General features: G+C 62.9%; 12 protein-coding genes. 4 read left to right on the forward strand and 8 right to left on the reverse strand.

Features of this window, described 5'->3' with window-relative positions; genetic code table 11:
* Positions 1 to 162 precede the first annotated feature (162 nt).
* The 3 genes from AC0L15_RS26150 to AC0L15_RS26160 all read right to left on the reverse strand — a co-directional run bounded on the left by AC0L15_RS26150 (position 163) and on the right by AC0L15_RS26160 (position 7064).
* Positions 163 to 3921: an SPOR domain-containing protein gene (locus tag AC0L15_RS26150; RefSeq protein WP_287248997.1), complete on the reverse strand. Its 3759-nt coding sequence runs from the start codon at positions 3919 to 3921 to the stop codon at positions 163 to 165.
* A 103-nt stretch (positions 3922 to 4024) separates the two neighbouring features.
* Positions 4025 to 5782 (reverse strand): arginine--tRNA ligase, encoded by a 1758-nt coding sequence (gene argS / locus AC0L15_RS26155; RefSeq protein ID WP_287248998.1) that lies wholly within the window; start codon positions 5780 to 5782, stop codon positions 4025 to 4027.
* A 67-nt stretch (positions 5783 to 5849) separates the two neighbouring features.
* On the reverse strand, positions 5850 to 7064 hold the full coding sequence (locus AC0L15_RS26160) for a deoxyguanosinetriphosphate triphosphohydrolase (protein ID WP_287248999.1): 1215 nt from the start codon (positions 7062 to 7064) through the stop codon (positions 5850 to 5852).
* 131 nt (positions 7065 to 7195) lie between these two features.
* On the opposite strand from AC0L15_RS26160, the gene erpA reads away from it, so the two are divergent.
* From erpA to AC0L15_RS26180, 4 genes are all read left to right on the forward strand, one after another.
* Entirely contained in the window at positions 7196 to 7543 is a 348-nt protein-coding gene (erpA, locus tag AC0L15_RS26165; protein ID WP_287249000.1) for an iron-sulfur cluster insertion protein ErpA, read from the forward strand.
* Between the two features lie 3 nt (positions 7544 to 7546).
* The gene (locus tag AC0L15_RS26170; protein WP_023802579.1) at positions 7547 to 7939 is read left to right on the forward strand and encodes a VOC family protein; all 393 of its coding nucleotides are present in this window, start codon (positions 7547 to 7549) and stop codon (positions 7937 to 7939) included.
* A 7-nt stretch (positions 7940 to 7946) separates the two neighbouring features.
* Positions 7947 to 8741, forward strand: a complete 795-nt coding sequence (gene xth / locus AC0L15_RS26175; protein WP_236388633.1) for an exodeoxyribonuclease III — start codon at positions 7947 to 7949, stop codon at positions 8739 to 8741.
* Positions 8742 to 8839: 98 nt separating this feature from the next.
* Positions 8840 to 9130 carry a hypothetical protein gene (locus AC0L15_RS26180; protein ID WP_236376385.1) on the forward strand — a complete coding sequence of 97 codons (291 nt, stop codon included), beginning with the start codon at positions 8840 to 8842 and terminating at the stop codon, positions 9128 to 9130.
* An 87-nt stretch (positions 9131 to 9217) separates the two neighbouring features.
* Here the strand turns inward: AC0L15_RS26180 and AC0L15_RS26185 are convergent, their stop codons facing one another.
* The 5 genes from AC0L15_RS26185 to AC0L15_RS26205 form a co-directional block, all read right to left on the reverse strand.
* Positions 9218 to 10054, reverse strand: coding sequence for a tetratricopeptide repeat protein (locus tag AC0L15_RS26185; protein ID WP_023802582.1), 837 nt, complete (start codon positions 10052 to 10054; stop codon positions 9218 to 9220).
* Positions 10041 to 11765 (reverse strand): dihydroxy-acid dehydratase, encoded by a 1725-nt coding sequence (gene ilvD, locus AC0L15_RS26190; protein WP_287058052.1) that lies wholly within the window; start codon positions 11763 to 11765, stop codon positions 10041 to 10043. Before ilvD ends, AC0L15_RS26185 begins: the two co-directional genes overlap by 14 nt.
* Before the next feature lie 265 nt (positions 11766 to 12030).
* A complete protein-coding gene (locus AC0L15_RS26195; protein WP_287249003.1) occupies positions 12031 to 13251 on the reverse strand; it encodes an OmpP1/FadL family transporter in 1221 nt (406 codons plus the stop codon).
* 435 nt (positions 13252 to 13686) lie between these two features.
* Positions 13687 to 16470 carry a valine--tRNA ligase gene (locus AC0L15_RS26200; RefSeq protein ID WP_287249004.1) on the reverse strand — a complete coding sequence of 928 codons (2784 nt, stop codon included), beginning with the start codon at positions 16468 to 16470 and terminating at the stop codon, positions 13687 to 13689.
* A 220-nt stretch (positions 16471 to 16690) separates the two neighbouring features.
* Positions 16691 to 17599: a PopZ family protein gene (locus tag AC0L15_RS26205; RefSeq protein ID WP_287249007.1), complete on the reverse strand. Its 909-nt coding sequence runs from the start codon at positions 17597 to 17599 to the stop codon at positions 16691 to 16693.
* Positions 17600 to 17760 lie beyond the last annotated feature (161 nt).

The following is a 17760-nucleotide window of genomic DNA, read 5'->3' on the forward strand; positions in this document are numbered from 1 at the left end:
TCTGTTAAATACAACTAAAATCAACACTATACAACCCCACCCCACCCCCTCCGCTCCCTAAAAAAAAAAAAAACCCCCCCCCCCCGCCCCCCCAACCCCCCCCCCCCCGCGCCGCCCCCCCCCCCGGTTCTTTGGGCCCAAGGGCGGGAGATTTGAAAATGGTTAGCGCGACACGAAACAGTTGCCGCCGGCGGCCTTGTAGTTGGTGCACAGGCTGATCGCATCGTTGCGCGACTTCGCCGGGACGCGGACGCGATAGAACGTCCCCTTGCCGGCGATCTCGGCCTTGACGATGTTGGCCGTGTGGCCGGAAAGCACGCTGCCATAGCGACGCTGCAGATCCTGATAGGTCGACTGGGCGCTTTCGACGGTCGGCTGCGAGGCGATCTGCATCGACCAAGAGCCACCGCCGGTCGAGGCCGCCGCCGGACTGATGGACGCAACCTGGTCGGGCTTGACCTCACCGACGACGTCGACCGGCTGGTCGGACGGACGCTGCGGCGCCACCGGAACCGTGGCCGGCGTGTTGGCAGGCTGGTTGGTTTGGGCTTCAGCCTCAGCCGTGGGCACGGCGGCCAGATTGACTGCTTCCGGCGCGGCGGTTTCGGCCCGGTCGCCGGCCACTGGGTCGCCCACCGGGTCGCCGCCCAACAGGTCGCCACTTGCCTGGTCGGCAACAGACGGTACGGTACCGGTCTGCGCCGCGTCGCCGGCCTGACCCGCCGGGGCCACAAGCTGCGGCGCCGGATCGACAGGCTCGACGGCAGCCACCTGCGATGCAGCAGGCGCCGGATCCTCGCGCGCAACCAGTGAACCATCTGATTTGACGACCATGGTTCTCACCTTGCGTGGCGCAACGGCGACGACATCCGGATCGATGCCCTGCTCGGACTCTTGCAGAACCTGGGCGATCCGATCCTCGGACTTGGGTGCTGGCGCGGCGGCATCGGCATTCCCGGCCGCTTGCGTGCCGCCGGCCGCATCGGCGGCTTCAGCCGTGTCGATGTCGTCGGGCGTAAGATCGACCACACGGCTCTGCGGCGGTTCCTTGGCCGCCACGTCCACCGGCTCTTCGGTGTTGGTGACCAGTTTTTCCTGGACCGGTTCGGCAGGCCTCGCGCCCCCCTTGGCCACGGCGTCGTAAACCTTGTTGTCCTGGTTCGGCACGACGGTGCCGCCCGGGTTTTCCGGCCTGACCTTGATCGGTGCGTTGTCCGCCTTGACTATGACCGGCGCATCGGTGCCGCCGTTGCCGCCGAAAGACAGCGCGAAGGCGCCGAGACCGCCGGCGATCGCCACGGCGCCGACGACTGCGGCGACCAGCAGGCCGCGGCTCCGGGGCCTCGCGGCATTCTGCTCGGCCAGGCCTGGAACCGACATGGCCTCATCCAGTTCGGGGTCGTAGTCGAGTTCGTCCAGGGCAAAATCGTTGGCTTGCGCTTGCGAAACCGGCCGACCGCTGGGCAAGTCGCCCAGATCAAAGCCGCTGGCGGCATCAGCGTAAGACGCACTGACGGGCGCTGCTGCCGGTCTCGCCGCATAGGTCCGCGTTTCAACGCGGTCGGGCTCATGGCCTGACTGGAACCCGGCCGCTGACTGGAACCCTGCCCCCGGCTGGGGTCCGGCCCCCGGCTTGAATCCGGTATTGTAGGATTCGTCGTTATAGGCCGCGCTGCGCGCCGGCCCGGCAGCGACGTCCACGGCATTCATTTCCGAGAGAAGGTTGGCGAACTCGGTATCGAGATCGTCATAGGCAGGCGCCGCCGGTTCGTCTTTATTAGAGTCGAGTTCCGGAATATCGAGGTCGTCCGCCAGCGCCACGACGCGCTCGGGCACATCGACCGTCTCGACATCGGGCATCTCGTCATATGCAGAGGCTTGTTCGCTTTGCGCTGGCGCAGGTGCCGCATTGGCGGCATCGTCTTCGGCCGGCTCGTCCTGATAGGCCGGCTCATCCTGATAGGAGGGTGCCGCAGCGGTTGGCGGTGTCGTTGTTTCTGTGGTCGCTGAAGCCGTCGGCTGGGCTGCAAAGGCGGGTTGCGGCTGTGCCACCGGCGTTACGCGGCTCCACGAACGGGCCGGCGCAGGCGCGGCGGAGGGTGCCGTCATCCAGCTGAGCGAATCATTCGGATCCTGCTGTGGAGCGGCGGCCGCAACGTCATAGCCATGATCTAGACCGATGTCCTTGGCGAAGGCGGCGTGCAATGCATCGTCGTCGAAATCGATATCAGCCGGTCCGGCAGCTTCTTCAGCGCCGAAATCATGGCCCTCGAGCCCGTCGAGGAGAACGGTGTCGAGATCGGCGTCGGCGGCCTGGACCGCGTCTTCATTCGACCGCTCCGAAAGGTCTTGCTCGTCAAGGCTCCCGGCCAGTTCGTCGGTGGGATCCACTGGTTCGTCGGCGGCTTCTCCAGCCGCGGCTACAGGTTGCTGAACCATGGCGGCCGCGAGCGCTGCCACCGGGGCAGCCCGTGCGCTCATGGTGCCCAACAGCGCGTTCAATTCGTCTTCGAGGCTCCGCTCCTCAGCGATGGCGGCTGGCGCCGTCGGTTCGGCTGCAACGCCGGGGGCCTGAGTAGCCGGCGCCTCGGCTTCATCGGCAAGCGTGTCGTCGAAGCTCAATTCAAGATCGTCGTCGAACGCATGTTCCGGGGTCGCGGTGGAAGGCTCGTCGTCCTTGGCGTCGATAGAATCCGGCTCGTCAATTTCTGGCTCGTCGACTTCGACCGGCTCAGCCGTGCGAATTTCGAAATCCATGTCGACGTCATCCATGGCGACGTCATCCATGTCGACGTCGGGCATGGTGTCGTGGTCGGCAAAGTCCTCGTCGGACTCATCCGAAACGGCCCGAACGGGCGCAGCAGGAGCTTCAACAGCGGCCTCGATCGGCTCATGCTCGTCGAGCGTCAGCTCGTCTTCTAGCGAGCTTGCGACGGCGTTGTCGAATTCATCGTCGAACGCGGGTTCGGCGCCCGGCGCGGCGATGTCTGCGGCTTCGGCGGCCTGCTCCACCGGCACGTGCTCGTCGAGCGTCAGTTCGTCTTCGAGCGACCTTGCGACGGCGTTGTCGAATTCATCGTCGAAGGCGGGGTCAGCGGCCGGCGCGGAGATGTCGGCGGCGGTATTCTGTTCGTCCGTCGCATCGTCGTCCAGCCGGAAATCCTGTTCGAGCGACGCAGAGAGTTCGTCGTTTACCGGCAAATCGTCTTCGAACGGCGACACGTCTTCGAGCGAACTGGCGATCGCATGGTCAAAATCGTCGTCGAACACCGCTTCAACAGCCGGCGCGGATACTCCGGCAACACCGGAACCCAGGTCGGCGGCGGCAACGGCATGGGCAGTTTCGTCCGCCGTGTCGTCGTCCAGCCGGAAATCCTGTTCGAGCGACGCGGCAAGCTCGTCGTTCCCAAGCTCGTCGTTCCCAAGCCTGTCGTCCACCGGCAAATCGTCTTCGAATAGCGACACGTCTTCGAGCGAACTGGCGAGCGCTTCGTCGAAATCGTCGTCGAAAGCAGCTTCAGCAGCCGAGGGAGTTCCGGCAGCGCCAGAGCGGACATCGTCGGCAGCAATGGCAACGGCGGTTTCGTCTACCGCATCGTCGTCGAGCAGGAGATCCTGTTCGAGCGACGCGACAAGCTCGTCGTCGATTGGGTCAGTAGCAGCCGCGTCGAAAGCCGGCTCGCGAAGCTCGGCTGCGCCGTCATTGGCGTCGCCGCCGAATTCGCCCATCAACTCCTTCTCGAGGTCGATGCCGAAATCGCCGTCGTCCGCTGGCTGACTTGCTGCAGCCGCCGTCGACTGGGCCTGCGGCTTGACCGGCTGGCGCGGGTCGAAGCCCATGATCCTGGTCAGTTCCGCGAACGGATCATCGCTGGCGATATCGTTTTGGGCGGCTGCTTTCAGCTGGGTTCTGTCTGCCATTATTGTTCCCGAACTCGCACTCATTCGGACGCCGTGGACGTCGCGCAGGGTTGGCCCTTACCAGCGCAATGTGGGCAAAAGGTGACAGGTTTTTTAGTCAAACCTAACGCATTTCGGTGGGCGCATCGGCTCCGATCAGCGTCAGGCCGGACGTCAAAACGTCCGAAACAGCCTGCACCAGCCCTAGTCTGGCATGGGTCAATTGTCGGTCGTTAACCTTAACAAAACGTAAGTCGGGATTTTCGGTGCCGCGGTTCCAATGTCCGTGGAAGCTGGAGGCGAGATCGTAGAGGTAGAATGCCAGCCGGTGCGGCTCGAGCGCAAGTGCCGCGGATTCGATCAGCCGCGGATATTCGGCAAGCTTCCTGATCAGGCCGATCTCGCCTTCGTCGGTCAGCGAAGCGGTGGCGGCGGCCAGCCGATTGCGGTCGAAATTGGCCTCGCCCAGCTGTTCGCTCGCCTGCCGGAACACCGAATGGCAGCGCGCCGAGGCGTACTGGACGTAGAACACCGGATTGTCCTTCGACTGCTCGGTCACTTTGGCGAAGTCGAAATCGAGCGGCGCATCGTTCTTGCGGTAGAGCATCATGAAGCGGATCGGGTCGCGACCGACCTCCTCCACCACTTCGCGCAGCGTTACGAAATCGCCCGACCGCTTCGACATACGCACCGGCTCGCCCTCGCGAAAAAGCTTTACCAACTGACAAAGCAGCACGGTGAGCTTCACCTCGTCGCCGGAAATCGCCCGGGCGAGCGCTTCCAGGCGCTTCACATAACCGCCATGATCGGCGCCAAGCACATAGATCAGCTCGACGAAACCGCGATCGACCTTGTCCTTCAGATAGGCGACGTCCGCGGCAAAATAGGTGAAGGTGCCGTCCGACTTGACCAGCGCCCGGTCCATGTCGTCGCCGACCGCTGTCGAGCGGAACAGCGTCTGCTCGCGATCCTCCCAGTCGTCCGGCTTCTCGCCCTTGGGCGGCGGCAGCTTGCCCTTGTAGATATGGCCCTTGAGGGTCAGGTCGTTGATCGCCGAGCGGATTTTCCGGGCGTTGTCGGCGTGCAGGGTGCGCTCCGAGAAAAAGACGTCGTGATGCACATTGAGCAGCGCCAGATCCTCACGGATCATTGCCATCATCGCGTCGATCGTCCTGTCCTTGACAATGGCAAGCGCTTCTTCGTCCGGCATCTGCAGCAAGGAACGGCCAAATTCGCTCGCCAAAGCCTGACCGACCGGCACGAGATAGTCGCCCGGATAGAGCCCGGCAGGAATCTCGCCGATGTCGTCGCCGAGCGCCTCGCGGTAACGCAGCATGACCGAGCGGCCGAGCACGTCGATCTGCGAACCGGCGTCGTTGATGACATATTCCTTGATCACGTCATAACCGGCGAAGGCCATCAGATTGGCGAGCGCATCACCCACCACCGCGCCGCGGCAATGGCCGACATGCATCGGTCCGGTCGGGTTGGCCGAGACATATTCGACATTGGCCTTCTTGCCGCCGCCAACGGTCGAGCGGCCGTAGTTGCGGCCTTCGCCGAGCAGCGCAGTCAGATGCACCTGCCAGAACGCGTCCTTGAGCCTGAGATTGACGAAGCCCGGACCGGCAACGTCTGCAGCGGCGATGTCCGGGTCGGCGCGCAGCGCTTGCGCCAGCCTTTCAGCCAGTGCGCGCGGCGGCTGCCCGGTCGGCTTGGCCAGCACCATTGCCGCATTGGTCGCCAGGTCGCCATGGCTGGCGTCGCGTGGCGGCTCGACGGCGACGCGCGACAAGTCCAGCGAACCGCCGTCTTTGTCTTTCAAATCAAGCGCTTTGACGGCCTTTATAATTCGCGCGTTGAAATCGGCGAAGATGTTCATTGGTGTGGCCCTGGCTCTGGCGGCTTTGCGGGAATCCGGTCTATTGGCCGGCAAAATCGAGCCCCGCCTAGCTTAATTCAGGCGTATGGTCAAACAAACGGCGGTGTTCCTTCAAAGCGTAGGTATCCGTCATGCCCGCCAGGAAATCGGCGACGCTGCGCGCCTTGATGCGATCATCAGCCCGGTCGAGCCCTTCGCGCCAGCCATCGGGCATGGCGCGCGGATCGGCGAAATAGACCTCGAACAGGTCGTTGACGATCTGCTCGGCCTGGTTGCGCACGCGCACGACTTCGCTGTGTCGATAGAGATGCTTGTAGAGAAAGGCTTTCAATTCCTCTTCGAAAGCGGCCATTTCGGCTGAAAAGGTCACCATCGTCTCGCCTGCCGTCCTCACCGCGTCGGCGCTGTCCGGCCTGATGCGGGCCAGATTGGCGGTGGTGGAGACGATGACATCCTCGACCATCATCGTGATCTGCCGGCGCATCAGTTCGTGCCCTGTCCTCACATCGTCCAGCGCCGGATAGCGCTGACGCACGCCGTCGAGGATCGAGCCGGGCAGCGAGACATTTTCCAGCATGTCGAGCTTCAGAAGGCCCGACCTCAGGCCGTCGTCGATGTCATGGCTGTTGTAAGCGATGTCGTCGGCAATCGCCGCACACTGCGCCTCGATGCCGGCGAAGCGGTCAAGTTCGAGGTCGTGCAATTCCGAATAGTCGCGGATCGCTTGCGGCACCGGCCCCTTCAGCCCGTTTCCGCTGGCGTCGGTCAGAGGCCCGTTGTGCTTGACCAGCCCCTCCAGCGTCTCCCAGGTGAGGTTCAGCCCGTCGAATTCGGCATAGCGGCTCTCCAGCCGCGTCACCACGCGCAGCGACTGTGCATTGTGGTCGAAGCCGCCCCAGGCCGCCATCTTCTTGTTCAGCGCATCCTCGCCGGTATGGCCGAAGGGCGTGTGGCCGAAATCGTGCACCAGCGCCACCGCCTCTGCCAGGTCCTCGTCGCCGCGCAGCGCCCGCGCCAGGGCGCGCGCGATCTGCGCCACCTCGATCGAATGCGTCAGCCGGGTGCGGTAATGGTCGCCCTCATGCGCGACGAACACCTGCGTCTTGTGCTTCAGCCGGCGGAAGGCCGTCGAATGGATGATGCGGTCGCGGTCGCGCTGGAACGGCGTGCGGGTCGGGCTCTCCACCTCGTCGAACAGCCGCCCGCGCGACTTTGCCGGATCGCAGGCATAGGCCGCGCGCGGCCGATAGCCGAATCCGATGTCGCCCAACTCATTTGTCATCGCCCCAACCGATTTCCATAACCCCAACCAATTTCCATAGCCCCAATCAATTTTCCATAGCCTACGACGCAGTTGACTTGCCCCCTCGCGCTTCATACCTATCATGTGAAACCGAAAGCAAGGTGACGCCCATGGGCGCTGATGCCAAGACCGCCATGAAAGTCGAGATGACCGACGCCGCCGCCAGGCGGATTGCCAAGATTGTGTCTGGCGAAGTCGGCAAGACGGCGCTGCGTGTTTCGGTCGAGGGCGGTGGCTGTTCCGGCTTTTCCTACAAGTTCGACCTGGTCGACACCCGCAACGATGACGACGTCGCCATTGAGAAGGACGGCGCCACCGTGCTGATCGACGACCTCTCGCTAGTCTATATGGGCGGCTCGGTGATCGATTTCGTCGACGATCTGATGGGCCAGTCGTTCCAGATCAGGAACCCGAATGCGGTCGCCTCGTGCGGCTGCGGCACCAGCTTCAGTATTTAGAGAATGCCTACCATTAGCGCGGTCCGTCAGGTCGCGCTTTCAGCCGGGCGCGATCTCGATGCAACGCTGGCGTTCTGGCAAGACGTGCTTGGCATGGCCGTGCACGTGCGCTTCGATCCGCCTGGCATCGCCTTCATCATGGCCGGCGATGTACGGCTGCTGTTCACCGATGGCCTGCCGGCCGGCACCGTCTATCTCGACATTTCGGGCCTTGACGATTTCCACGCCTCGGCAAAAGCCGCCGGTGTCCCCTTCACTGCGCCGCCGATGCTCGTCCACCGCGATACCGAGGGCCTGTTCGGGCCGGCGGGGGAAAGCGAATGGATGGCCTTTCTAAAGGATCCGGCAGGCAATACGATCGGCCTCGTCGAACGCCATCCGCCCGAGCAGCAATGAGGCCGTCATGAAAATCGTCACCTGGAACATCAATGGCGTTCGGGCCCGTATCGGCAATTTGACCCACTGGCTGACGGAAAGCGCGCCTGATATTGCCTGCCTGCAGGAGATCAAGACGGTCGACGAGCAGTTTCCGCGGGCCGAGATCGAGGCGCTTGGCTACAACGTCGAAATATATGGCCAAAAGGGATTCAACGGCGTCGCCATCCTGTCGAAGCTGCGCTTCGACGAGGTCATCAGGGGCCTGCCGGGCGACGATGCCGACGATCAGGCGCGTTTCATCGAGGGCGTGTTCTCAACCGACAAGGGCGCGTTGCGCGTTGCCTCGCTGTATTTGCCGAACGGCAACCCGATCGATGACGAGAAGAAGTTCTCCTACAAGCTGTCCTGGATGGCGCGGCTGGAGCGCTGGGCCGAGGAAAGGCTCGCCCTCGAAGAGGCGCTGGTGCTGGCCGGCGACTACAATGTCATCCCCGAACCGATCGATGCGAAATTCCCGGAGAACTGGCTCGGCGATGCGCTGTTCCAGCCGCAGACCAGGCAGGCGTTCCGCCGGCTGAAGAACCTCGGCTTCACCGAAGCCGTGCGCGCGGTCAGCGACTCGCCGGACATTTTTACGTTCTGGGACTATCAGGCCGGCGCCTGGCAGAAGAACAACGGCATCCGCATCGATCACTTGCTGCTCTCGCCCGAGGCCGCCAATCGCTTTTCCTCGGCCTCGATCGAAAAACACGTGCGCGCCTGGGAAAAACCCTCGGATCACGTACCGGTGGCCATCGAACTGGGTTTTGCGCCAATCTGATCGTTTCGCGGCCCGAACCGCCGGATTCCTGGTTGATGGACCGTCATATCGCCACAATCGGGGGTTCCGCTGCAATCCGGGTTCGGCCGGGGTTCAGGATGACGATCAGGTTTGCGATTTGCCCATGTGCCGCCGCGCTCGCCCTCGCGGCAACGCCGGCGTTTGCCAATCCTGCATGCCTGGCCAACGGAACATCATTCCAGATCGGCCAGGTCGCCTGCCTGACGCTTTCCGGCCGGAGCCATCTCGCCCGTTGCGACATGGTGCTCAACAACACGTCATGGACAAGGATCCGGGACGATTGTCCTAAAACCAAGCTGGCGCCGCCGGCCACGCCGATTTCAACGCCGGAGTCCGGTCCCGTTCCGACGCAACCGACCGAGAATTGATCTCGATTTTTTTCTTTTCGAGATCCCACTCTTCCTGACTCTTGACCCAGTCTTTCCCAACTGTTGGCTTCGTGACTGGCTTCGCGACTACCGGTCGCCGCCACCCTTGGTGAGGATGTCGTCGGCCAGCGAAATCGCGGTGCGGCGGTCGGCCTCGCCCGCGGCGGCAAATGCCTCTTCCTGCATGCCGCGTATCCATGGTTGGTCGGAAGGCGCGGCTCGTTCAAGCGCCGCGGTCATCATCGCCAGCCCCCGAACGATCTTGCCGCTCTGGAAGAGCAGGTGGCCGAGCGTCGCCTGCGCGCCGGCATGGCCCTTTTCCGCAGCGAGCTGGAACCAGCGTCCGGCCTGCTTGATGCTCGCCTTGACGCCGCCCTTGCCATTCAGGAAGATCTGGCCCATCTCGAACTGGGCATTCGGGTTGCGGTAATTGGCGGCGGCGCGCATGTAGTACTCTTGGGCCGCCACCTCGTTCTCTTTGATCGGGCTGCCGGGGATGCCCTTCCTGAGATAGTCGCCGAGCGCCACGAGCGCATCCGAGACATAGCTCTCTTCGGGCGAGCCGGGCTCGACGTCCTGGTCGACGATCTCGCTGAAGAACTTGAACGCCGCGTAGTCGTCGCGCTCGACGCCGTCACCCTCGGCATACATGCGCGCAAGCTTCCAGGTGGCGCCGATCTGGCCGTTTTCGGCCGCGTATTTATAAGCCTCAGCAGCCTGCTCCTTGCGGCCGTTCTTGTAGGCGGAGAAGCCGAACTGGAACACCGCCCACGGGCTCGACTGCGGCTTCACGCCGGTCTTGTCGTCGAACACCTTGTCATCGAAGGCCATGGCCTGGCCTGCGGCGCCCAAGGTCGCGCCAAAAGTGGCGATCGCGACCAGTGCCGAAAAGACAGACAGCCTCAGCAACTCAGATATCCGCATAACAATGTGTTTCTCTCGCACCACCGGGATGGGTGACTGCCCCGTCGCGGGCAGGCCCTACCGTTTGTGCATATTTCCAGATCGCGCCCGACTGATAGTCGGTCGCGCGCGCCTTCCATGCCTTTGCCCTGGTCGCCAGTTCGGTGTCGGACAGCGCCACCTCGATGGTGCCGTTCACCGCGTCGATCGAGATCAAGTCGCCATCCCTGAGCAGCCCGATCGGGCCACCCACGGCGGCTTCCGGCCCGACATGGCCGATGCAGAAACCGCGTGTCGCGCCCGAAAAACGCCCGTCGGTGATGAGAGCCACCTTGCCGCCCATGCCCTGGCCATAGAGAGCCGCCGTCGTCGACAGCATTTCGCGCATGCCCGGACCGCCGCGCGGTCCCTCGTAGCGGATCACGAGGACCTCGCCTTCGCTGTAGCTGCGATCCGTAACCGCCTGGAAACATTCCTCTTCCGAATCGAAGCAGCGTGCCGGACCAGAGAATTTAAGCTCCGACATGCCCGCGACCTTCACGATCGCGCCTTCGGGGGCAAGGTTTCCCTTCAAGCCCACGACGCCACCCGTTCGGGTGATTGGTCGGTTGGCGGGACGGACCACATCCTGGCTATCATTCCAGGCAACGTGCTCCATATTTTCGGCTAAAGTACGGCCGGTCACGGTCAGGCAGTCGCCATGCAGATAGCCGTGGTCGAGCAACGTCTTCATCAAGAGCGGAATGCCGCCGGCCTCGAACATGTCCTTGGCGACATATTTGCCGCCCGGCTTCAGATCGGCGATATAAGGCGTCTTCTCGAAGATCCTGGCGACGTCGAACAGGTCGAACTTTATCCCCGCCTCATGCGCGATCGCCGGCAAATGCAGCGCCGCGTTGGTCGAGCCGCCGGTTGCCGAGACCACGGTCGCCGCATTCTCCAGCGCCTTCGGAGTGACGATGTCGCGCGGGCGGATATTCCTTGCGATCAGTTCCATGATCTTTTCGCCGGACGCGAAATTGAAGCGGTCGCGCATCTCATAGGGCGCCGGCGCCCCGCAGGAATAGGGCAGCGCCAGCCCGATCGCCTCGGCGACGGTGGCCATGGTGTTGGCGGTAAACTGGGCGCCGCAGGAGCCGGCCGACGGACAAGCCGCTTGCTCGATTTCGAGGAGTTCGGCGTCGCCGATCGTGCCGACCGAGTGCTGGCCGACGGCCTCGAACACATCCTGCACGGTGATCTGCCGGCCCTTGTAGGAACCGGGCAGGATCGAGCCGCCATAGATGAAGATCGACGGCACGTTGAGCCGCACCATGGCCATCATCATGCCGGGCAGCGACTTGTCGCAACCGGCAAGGCCGACCAGCGCATCGTAGCAATGGCCGCGCATGGTGAGTTCGACCGAATCGGCGATGACCTCGCGCGACACCAGCGACGATTTCATGCCCTGGTGGCCCATGGCGATGCCGTCCGTGACGGTGATGGTGCAGAATTCGCGCGGCGTGCCGTTAGCCGCTGCGACGCCCTTCTTGACTACCTGCGCCTGGCGCATCAGCGAGATGTTGCAGGGTGCCGCCTCGTTCCAGCAGCTCGCGACGCCGACCAGCGGCTGCGCGATCTCGGCCGCCGACAACCCCATCGCATAAAGATAGGAGCGGTGCGGCGCACGCGCCGGACCGACGGTCACATAGCGGCTGGGCAGCTTGGCCTTGGAGATGACTCTGGCGTTCATACTCTTCCCTTGCCGCGAGCGATGCGACCTGCCCCACTTCGAGGTGCGGACAAATTCGAGGTGCGCCGGGTTTATGGCGGGAAGTAGGCAATCTCCGCGGGCGCGGCTGTGGCGCGAGGGTTGTCCAGAAACTGTTGCCAAAACATCACGATCGCGTGAGGCAGAGGGAAGGCGCGTAATTGCAACGCCGCTCGGTCGCCCGAAAGCCCTTCAATAGCAAAAAGGCCGGGCCTCGCCCGGCCTTTTTGCTATTGAAAACACATGTTTAGAACTTGACCTTAACCGAAGCTGAGCCGGCAAGGAGCAGATCGTCGTCATATGTGTAGGTGATGGCATTTGCCGTGTCGCCAACACCGGTGAAGGTCGACGATCCGCTGGTCAGGACACCGATCGAGCCACCAAGTCTGACCTCGATCTTGTCATTCGGCGAATAGGAGATGCCGCTGGCGACGGACCAGGTGTCCGACTGATAGCCGGAGGTCGTCGAGGTTCCACGATCCCAGGTCAGCGAAACCGCGGCCGACAATTGGTCGGTGAACTTGTGCGCTATGCCGCCCGAAACCGTCCAGCCGTCGCGATAAAGCAGGTCGAAGGAAACTGGCGAGGGAGCACCGGTTACAGGGCTGCGAACACCTTGGATCGGAATGATGCCAAGCTTGCTCCATTCCTGCCAGCGGATAGAACCAAACGCCAGCCAGCCAGGCGCTATGCCGCTCTGCAGCTTGAGTTCCACGGCCTGGGGTATCTCAGCCGAGGCGGAGACAGGGAAGACCCCGGTGGCGCCTGGAACCAGATCCGCTGGAAAGGCGCCCCTGAAACCGGTCGTGTCGACGGTTCCCGACAGTTCGTCATATTTGTAGCTCGAAGAGTAGACCAGGCTTGCGCGCAAGGCGATTTCGGGAATTTCATAGGCGGCGCCAGCACGCCAGCCCCACGCCTCGTCGGAAAGCTGGAACTTGCCGACGCCGGTATTGCCGAAGGCCAGCAAGGTCTGGCGCGACAGAAATGCATCGACCTCCTGGTAGGAGACCCCGCCGATGAACCGCAGGGAGCCCTTGCCGACATTCACCTTGTAGGAGCAGGTAAGGCCGAAATCATTTGTTCTGACGTAGTATTCGACCGCTGATGGCGAATAGGCGTTGTTCATTCCGAAGTCCGCCTCCGCGCCATACGGTTCCGTATAGCTCGCAAGGCAATCCACTGGTTCAAAAATGTTGGCCTTTAGACCGATGCGCGGCACCGCATAGTCGCCGCCGACATCCACTGACGAAGACGACAGTCCCGAGCCATCCAGGCGCTGCACATTCTTCAGTGTGCGCTGTGGCGAAACATAGGTGACGCCGGCGTCGAACGAATATGGCGCGGCATCGAACAACTGGTCAATGTTGACACCGCCCCGGTCGAAGCCGCCGGCGTTGGCAACGCCCGACATCAACAGCGAAAAGCACCCCGCCCCCAGCAGCGCTTTCAGACGCAAATTGTTCATGAATCTCCTCCCCTAGTACGATTGGACTAAGCTAGACCCAATTCAGGTTAACGGCGCAACAACGAATTCTCGGTGCGTACATGTACGCCTGGGCCGACCGCATTTCAGACAAAGTGACAGCTTCCACAGCAAAGCCGGAAAACGGCTCGTTCGGCTACAAATCGACAAAAAATTCAGAAAATTCGCTTAGTACGACGCCAATACACGCCGTTTTGCAAAGACAAGGCCGCATTGTTACATTATGGCAACAATGCGGCTAAAACATTCCGTTTACGTCAAGATTTACGCTGCGGAATGCCTATTTTTCGTGCAGGAAGTCGCCGAAAAGCGAGTTCGCAGAACTCGCGAATCCTGAGCATCAGGCCCAAAAAAGCAGAAGCCAAGTTTGGAAAATCCGCTCCTCCGCCAATTCGGTTCTCAATTACCAGAGACGGGTCAACCGGCTTCGCGCACGCGTGTCAGCGCCACCGAAAGCTTCTCTTGCGCCTCGCGATATTCGGCGAGTTTTTCGCGCTCGGCTTCGACGACATCTTCCGGCGCGTTGGCGACGAATTTGTCGTTGGACAGCTTCTTGTGCAGGCGGGCAATCTCTTCGGTCACCTTGACCAATTCCTTCTGCAGCCGCGCCGCCTCGGCGGCAAGGTCGATCAGGCTGCCGAGCGGCAGGCAGATGGTGGCCTCGTTGATCACGATCTGGGCGGAGCCCTTGGGCGCCGTATCGACAAGCGAGATGTCGCCGACCCGCGCCAGTCGCTTGATGGCCGATGCCTGACGCTCAAGTCTTTCGCGGGTTGCGGTATTGGCGCCGATCACCATCAGCGGCGCGATCGCCGCCGGCGGCACGTTCATTTCCGAACGCACGGAACGGATGCCTGAGACCAGGTCGATCAGCCAGTTGATGTCGGCGGCCGCTGCCTCGTCCTCGAAGTCGGGCGACGGCCAGGCGGCATGGCAAAGCAGCGACGGCCGTTCCTTGCCCTCACCTGATGTCTCAGCCCATAGCTCTTCGGTCATGAACGGCATCATCGGATGCAGCAGCTTGTAGATCTCGTCGAGCACGAAGGCGACGCAAGCCCGGCTCTCGGCCTTGGCAGCCTCGTCTGTGCCCATGAAGACCGGCTTCAACAGTTCCAGGTACCAGTCGCAGAACAGGTTCCAGACGAAACGGTAGGCAGCAGTCGCAGCCTCGTTGAACCGGTATGAAGTGATGCCATCGGTGATTTCGCGCGCCGTGCGCGTCAGTTCGGTCAGGATCCAGCGGTTGACCGCCAGCTTGGCGTCGTTCAGCCAGAAATCGTCGTTTCTCGCGACGTCGTTCATCTCGGCAAAACGCGTCGCGTTCCACAGCTTGGTGCCAAAATTGCGGTAGCCGGCGATACGAGCCGGATCGAGCTTCACGTCACGCCCTTGCGCGGCCATCACCGTCAGCGTGAAGCGCAGTGCGTCGGCGCCATATTCGTCGATGAGATCGAGCGGGTCGATGACGTTGCCTTTCGACTTCGACATCTTCTGCCCGTTCTTGTCGCGCACCAGCGCATGGACATAGACGGTGTGAAACGGCTCCTCGCCCATGAAATGCAGGCCCATCATCATCATGCGAGCGACCCAGAAGAAGATGATGTCGAAGCCGGTTACCAGCACGTCGGTTTGGTAATAGGTCTTCAGCTCCGGCGTCTGGTCCGGCCAGCCGAGCGTCGAGAAAGGCCACAGCGCCGACGAGAACCATGTGTCGAGCACATCCTCGTCGCGGGTCAGGATCTCGCCCGGCTTGAAATTCTCGAGTTTGTCCTCGACCCAGGCCTTCCACGGCCCTTCCAGCGCCAGATAATATTCGATTGCGGCGGCGAGCGCCTCCTCCTCGGTCTTCTCGACGAAGATGCGGCCGTCCGGCCCGTACCAGGCCGGGATCTGGTGTCCCCACCAGAGCTGGCGCGAAATGCACCAGGGCTGGATGTTCTCCATCCAGTCGAAGTAAGTCTTCTCCCAGTTCTTCGGCACGAACCTGGTGCGGCCCTCGCGCACCGAGGCGATCGCCGGCTTGGCGAGTTCCGCCGCGTTCGCATACCATTGTTCGGTCAGGAACGGTTCGATCGGCACGCCGCCGCGATCGCCATGCGGCACGGCATGGCGATGCGGCTCGACCTTTTCGAGGAAGCCGCCCGCCTCCATCAGCTCGACGATCTTCTTGCGCGCGACGAAACGATCGAGGCCGTTGAGCTCATCCCAGACGGCCTGACGCTCGGGCGTTACCTCCAGCCCGGCGAGAAACTCGTCATTGTCGGCGAGCGCGACCGCCGCCTCGACGGTGAGGATATTGATCGCCGGCAGCTTGTGGCGCCTACCGACCTCGAAATCGTTGAAGTCGTGCGCCGGCGTGATCTTGACCGCGCCGCTGCCTTTCTCCGGATCGGAATATTGGTCCGCCACCACCGGGATCTTGCGGCCGACGATCGGCAGGACGAGGTTCTTGCCGACCAGATGCCGAAAACGCTCGTCGTCGGGATGCACCGCCACCGCCGTATCGCCCAGCATCGTCTCGGGGCGCGTCGTCGCCACGGTGATGAAGGTTTTTGGATTTTCCGGATCGAAGACCTCGCCCTCGACGGGATAGCGGAAATGCCAGAGATTGCCGTTGACCTCCTGCTGTTCGACTTCGAGGTCGGAAATCGCAGTCAACAGCTTCGGGTCCCAGTTCACAAGGCGCTTGTCCTTGTAGATCAGGCCCTCCTTGTAGAGGGTGACAAACACTTCGAGCACCGCCCTGGACAGCCCCTCGTCCATGGTGAAGCGCTCTCGGCTCCAGTCGGCCGAGGCCCCCAGCCGCTTCAGCTGGTTAAGGATCGCGCCGCCGGATTCGGCCTTCCACTCCCAGACCTTCTCGATGAACTCATCGCGCGTCAGGTCGCGTCGGTGGATCTGCTTCTCCATAAGCTGGCGCTCGACCACCATCTGGGTGGCGATGCCGGCGTGGTCCATGCCGGGCTGCCACAGCACGTTCTTGCCGCGCATGCGCTCGAAGCGCACCAGAATGTCCTGCAGCGTGTTGTTGAGCGCATGGCCCATATGCAGCGAGCCGGTGACGTTCGGCGGCGGGATGACGATGGTGAAGGCTTCCGCGCCCTCCTCGGCGCCTGCGCCGGCACGAAACGCGTCGGCCTCCTCCCAGACCTTGGCGATCTTCGGCTCGACGATTTTTGCGTCGTAGGTTTTTTCGAGCATGGGAAGGCGTCCGGGCTGTCGGGTTTTTGCTGGTCCGGTGTAAATCGGAAGGTTTTGGCCAAGTCAACCGCGACGCGGCAGGCGAGCGGGCTCGCCTGCCATACAGATAGATCGGACAAGATCACAGGCAATGCCACTGCCGAGGCCGTAGGCATTGCATCGCGCATCAACGAAGACGTCGCCCGCAGCGGCGGGGTTCATCCGTCGACCGTCGGAATTATTACTGCGCGCCGCGCGCCACGCGTTCGATTTCTTCGCGTACCAGCCGCTCGACCAGCGTCGGCAGATTGTTGTCCAGCCAGTCCTGCAGCATGGGCCTCAGCATCTCCTCGGCCATCTCGTCGAAGGTTTTCTTGCTGCGGCTGGCGAACGCATCGGAAAGCTCGCCGAAGGCGGCGGCAACTTGCCGGCCCGTATGTTCGGAAAGGATCGCCGGACGAGCGGACGGTGCCTCGCTCGTCGCCGGGCGCGCCAACCCGCTTCGCGCCGCGGCCGGCTCGAAAGCAGGTTCGGCCGCGTCCTCCAAAACCTCAGCCTTCTGTTCGGCATCCGGCGTCTGTCGCAGCTCAGCCCTGTCTGGGGCCCTGTCCGGCCTGGCCGCGGTCTTCGCTTCGCTGATTGAGGCGATATCACGCCGCCACCCGGCAACGATACTGTCGGTCGTCTCCACAACCCTTGCCATCGCAGGCGCATTCGGCTCTGGCTTGGCGGCCGGGGCCGCTTCGGCCGCGACCCTGTCACCAGCAAGCGTCACGGGCGATTTGACCGGAGCCGGATCGGAACGCACCGGCAGCTCCACGCGCGCGATGACAGGCTCGACAGCCGAGGATTGCGCCTGCACCTCGGTCAGCGTGGCCGGCCTCCTGGCGTCGAATCCCGGACGCAACTCGGCGCGAAACGCGCCTGCCGCTGGTGGCGCCCCGCCTGCCTCTGGCGGCGCCTCGCCTGCCGCCGGTGCCGGCACAGCTACCGCCGGCGCCGGCACGGCTACTGACGTCAGATCCTGCAGCAGGTCGTCCGTTTCGTCCGGCTGCTTGCGGCCGGTGTCGTTGTCCTCGATGATCCTCCTGATGGAAGCCAGTATCTCCTCCATGGAAGGTTCGCGCTGTACGCTGCTTGCCGTCGCCATCGTCACATCCGCCGCCCTTGTGACTCGTTGCAGATTTCCTGTCCGGCCAAACCCGGATTCGAATCATGGCAACAGCGTAACCCACGGAACGCGATCTGGTGGTGGCGAGCTATGCCATCCTTTCGGCTGTCGGTCGTCTTTCGGTCGAGCGTCTCGCCCTT

The sequence above is a fragment of the Mesorhizobium sp. WSM4846 genome, assembly GCF_055811415.1.

Bases quoted from the DNA above. Each gene is read 5' to 3' on its own strand.
- AC0L15_RS26150 (WP_287248997.1), bottom strand. From the start codon at position 3,921: ATGGCAGACAGAACCCAGCTGAAAGCAGCCGCCCAAAACGATATCGCC.
- argS (WP_287248998.1), bottom strand. From the start codon at position 5,782: ATGAACATCTTCGCCGATTTCAACGCGCGAATTATAAAGGCCGTCAAA.
- AC0L15_RS26160 (WP_287248999.1), bottom strand. From the start codon at position 7,064: ATGACAAATGAGTTGGGCGACATCGGATTCGGCTATCGGCCGCGCGCG.
- erpA (WP_287249000.1), top strand. From the start codon at position 7,196: ATGGGCGCTGATGCCAAGACCGCCATGAAAGTCGAGATGACCGACGCC.
- AC0L15_RS26170 (WP_023802579.1), top strand. From the start codon at position 7,547: ATGCCTACCATTAGCGCGGTCCGTCAGGTCGCGCTTTCAGCCGGGCGC.
- xth (WP_236388633.1), top strand. From the start codon at position 7,947: ATGAAAATCGTCACCTGGAACATCAATGGCGTTCGGGCCCGTATCGGC.
- AC0L15_RS26180 (WP_236376385.1), top strand. From the start codon at position 8,840: ATGACGATCAGGTTTGCGATTTGCCCATGTGCCGCCGCGCTCGCCCTC.
- AC0L15_RS26185 (WP_023802582.1), bottom strand. From the start codon at position 10,054: ATGCGGATATCTGAGTTGCTGAGGCTGTCTGTCTTTTCGGCACTGGTC.
- ilvD (WP_287058052.1), bottom strand. From the start codon at position 11,765: ATGAACGCCAGAGTCATCTCCAAGGCCAAGCTGCCCAGCCGCTATGTG.
- AC0L15_RS26195 (WP_287249003.1), bottom strand. From the start codon at position 13,251: ATGAACAATTTGCGTCTGAAAGCGCTGCTGGGGGCGGGGTGCTTTTCG.
- AC0L15_RS26200 (WP_287249004.1), bottom strand. From the start codon at position 16,470: ATGCTCGAAAAAACCTACGACGCAAAAATCGTCGAGCCGAAGATCGCC.
- AC0L15_RS26205 (WP_287249007.1), bottom strand. From the start codon at position 17,599: ATGGCGACGGCAAGCAGCGTACAGCGCGAACCTTCCATGGAGGAGATA.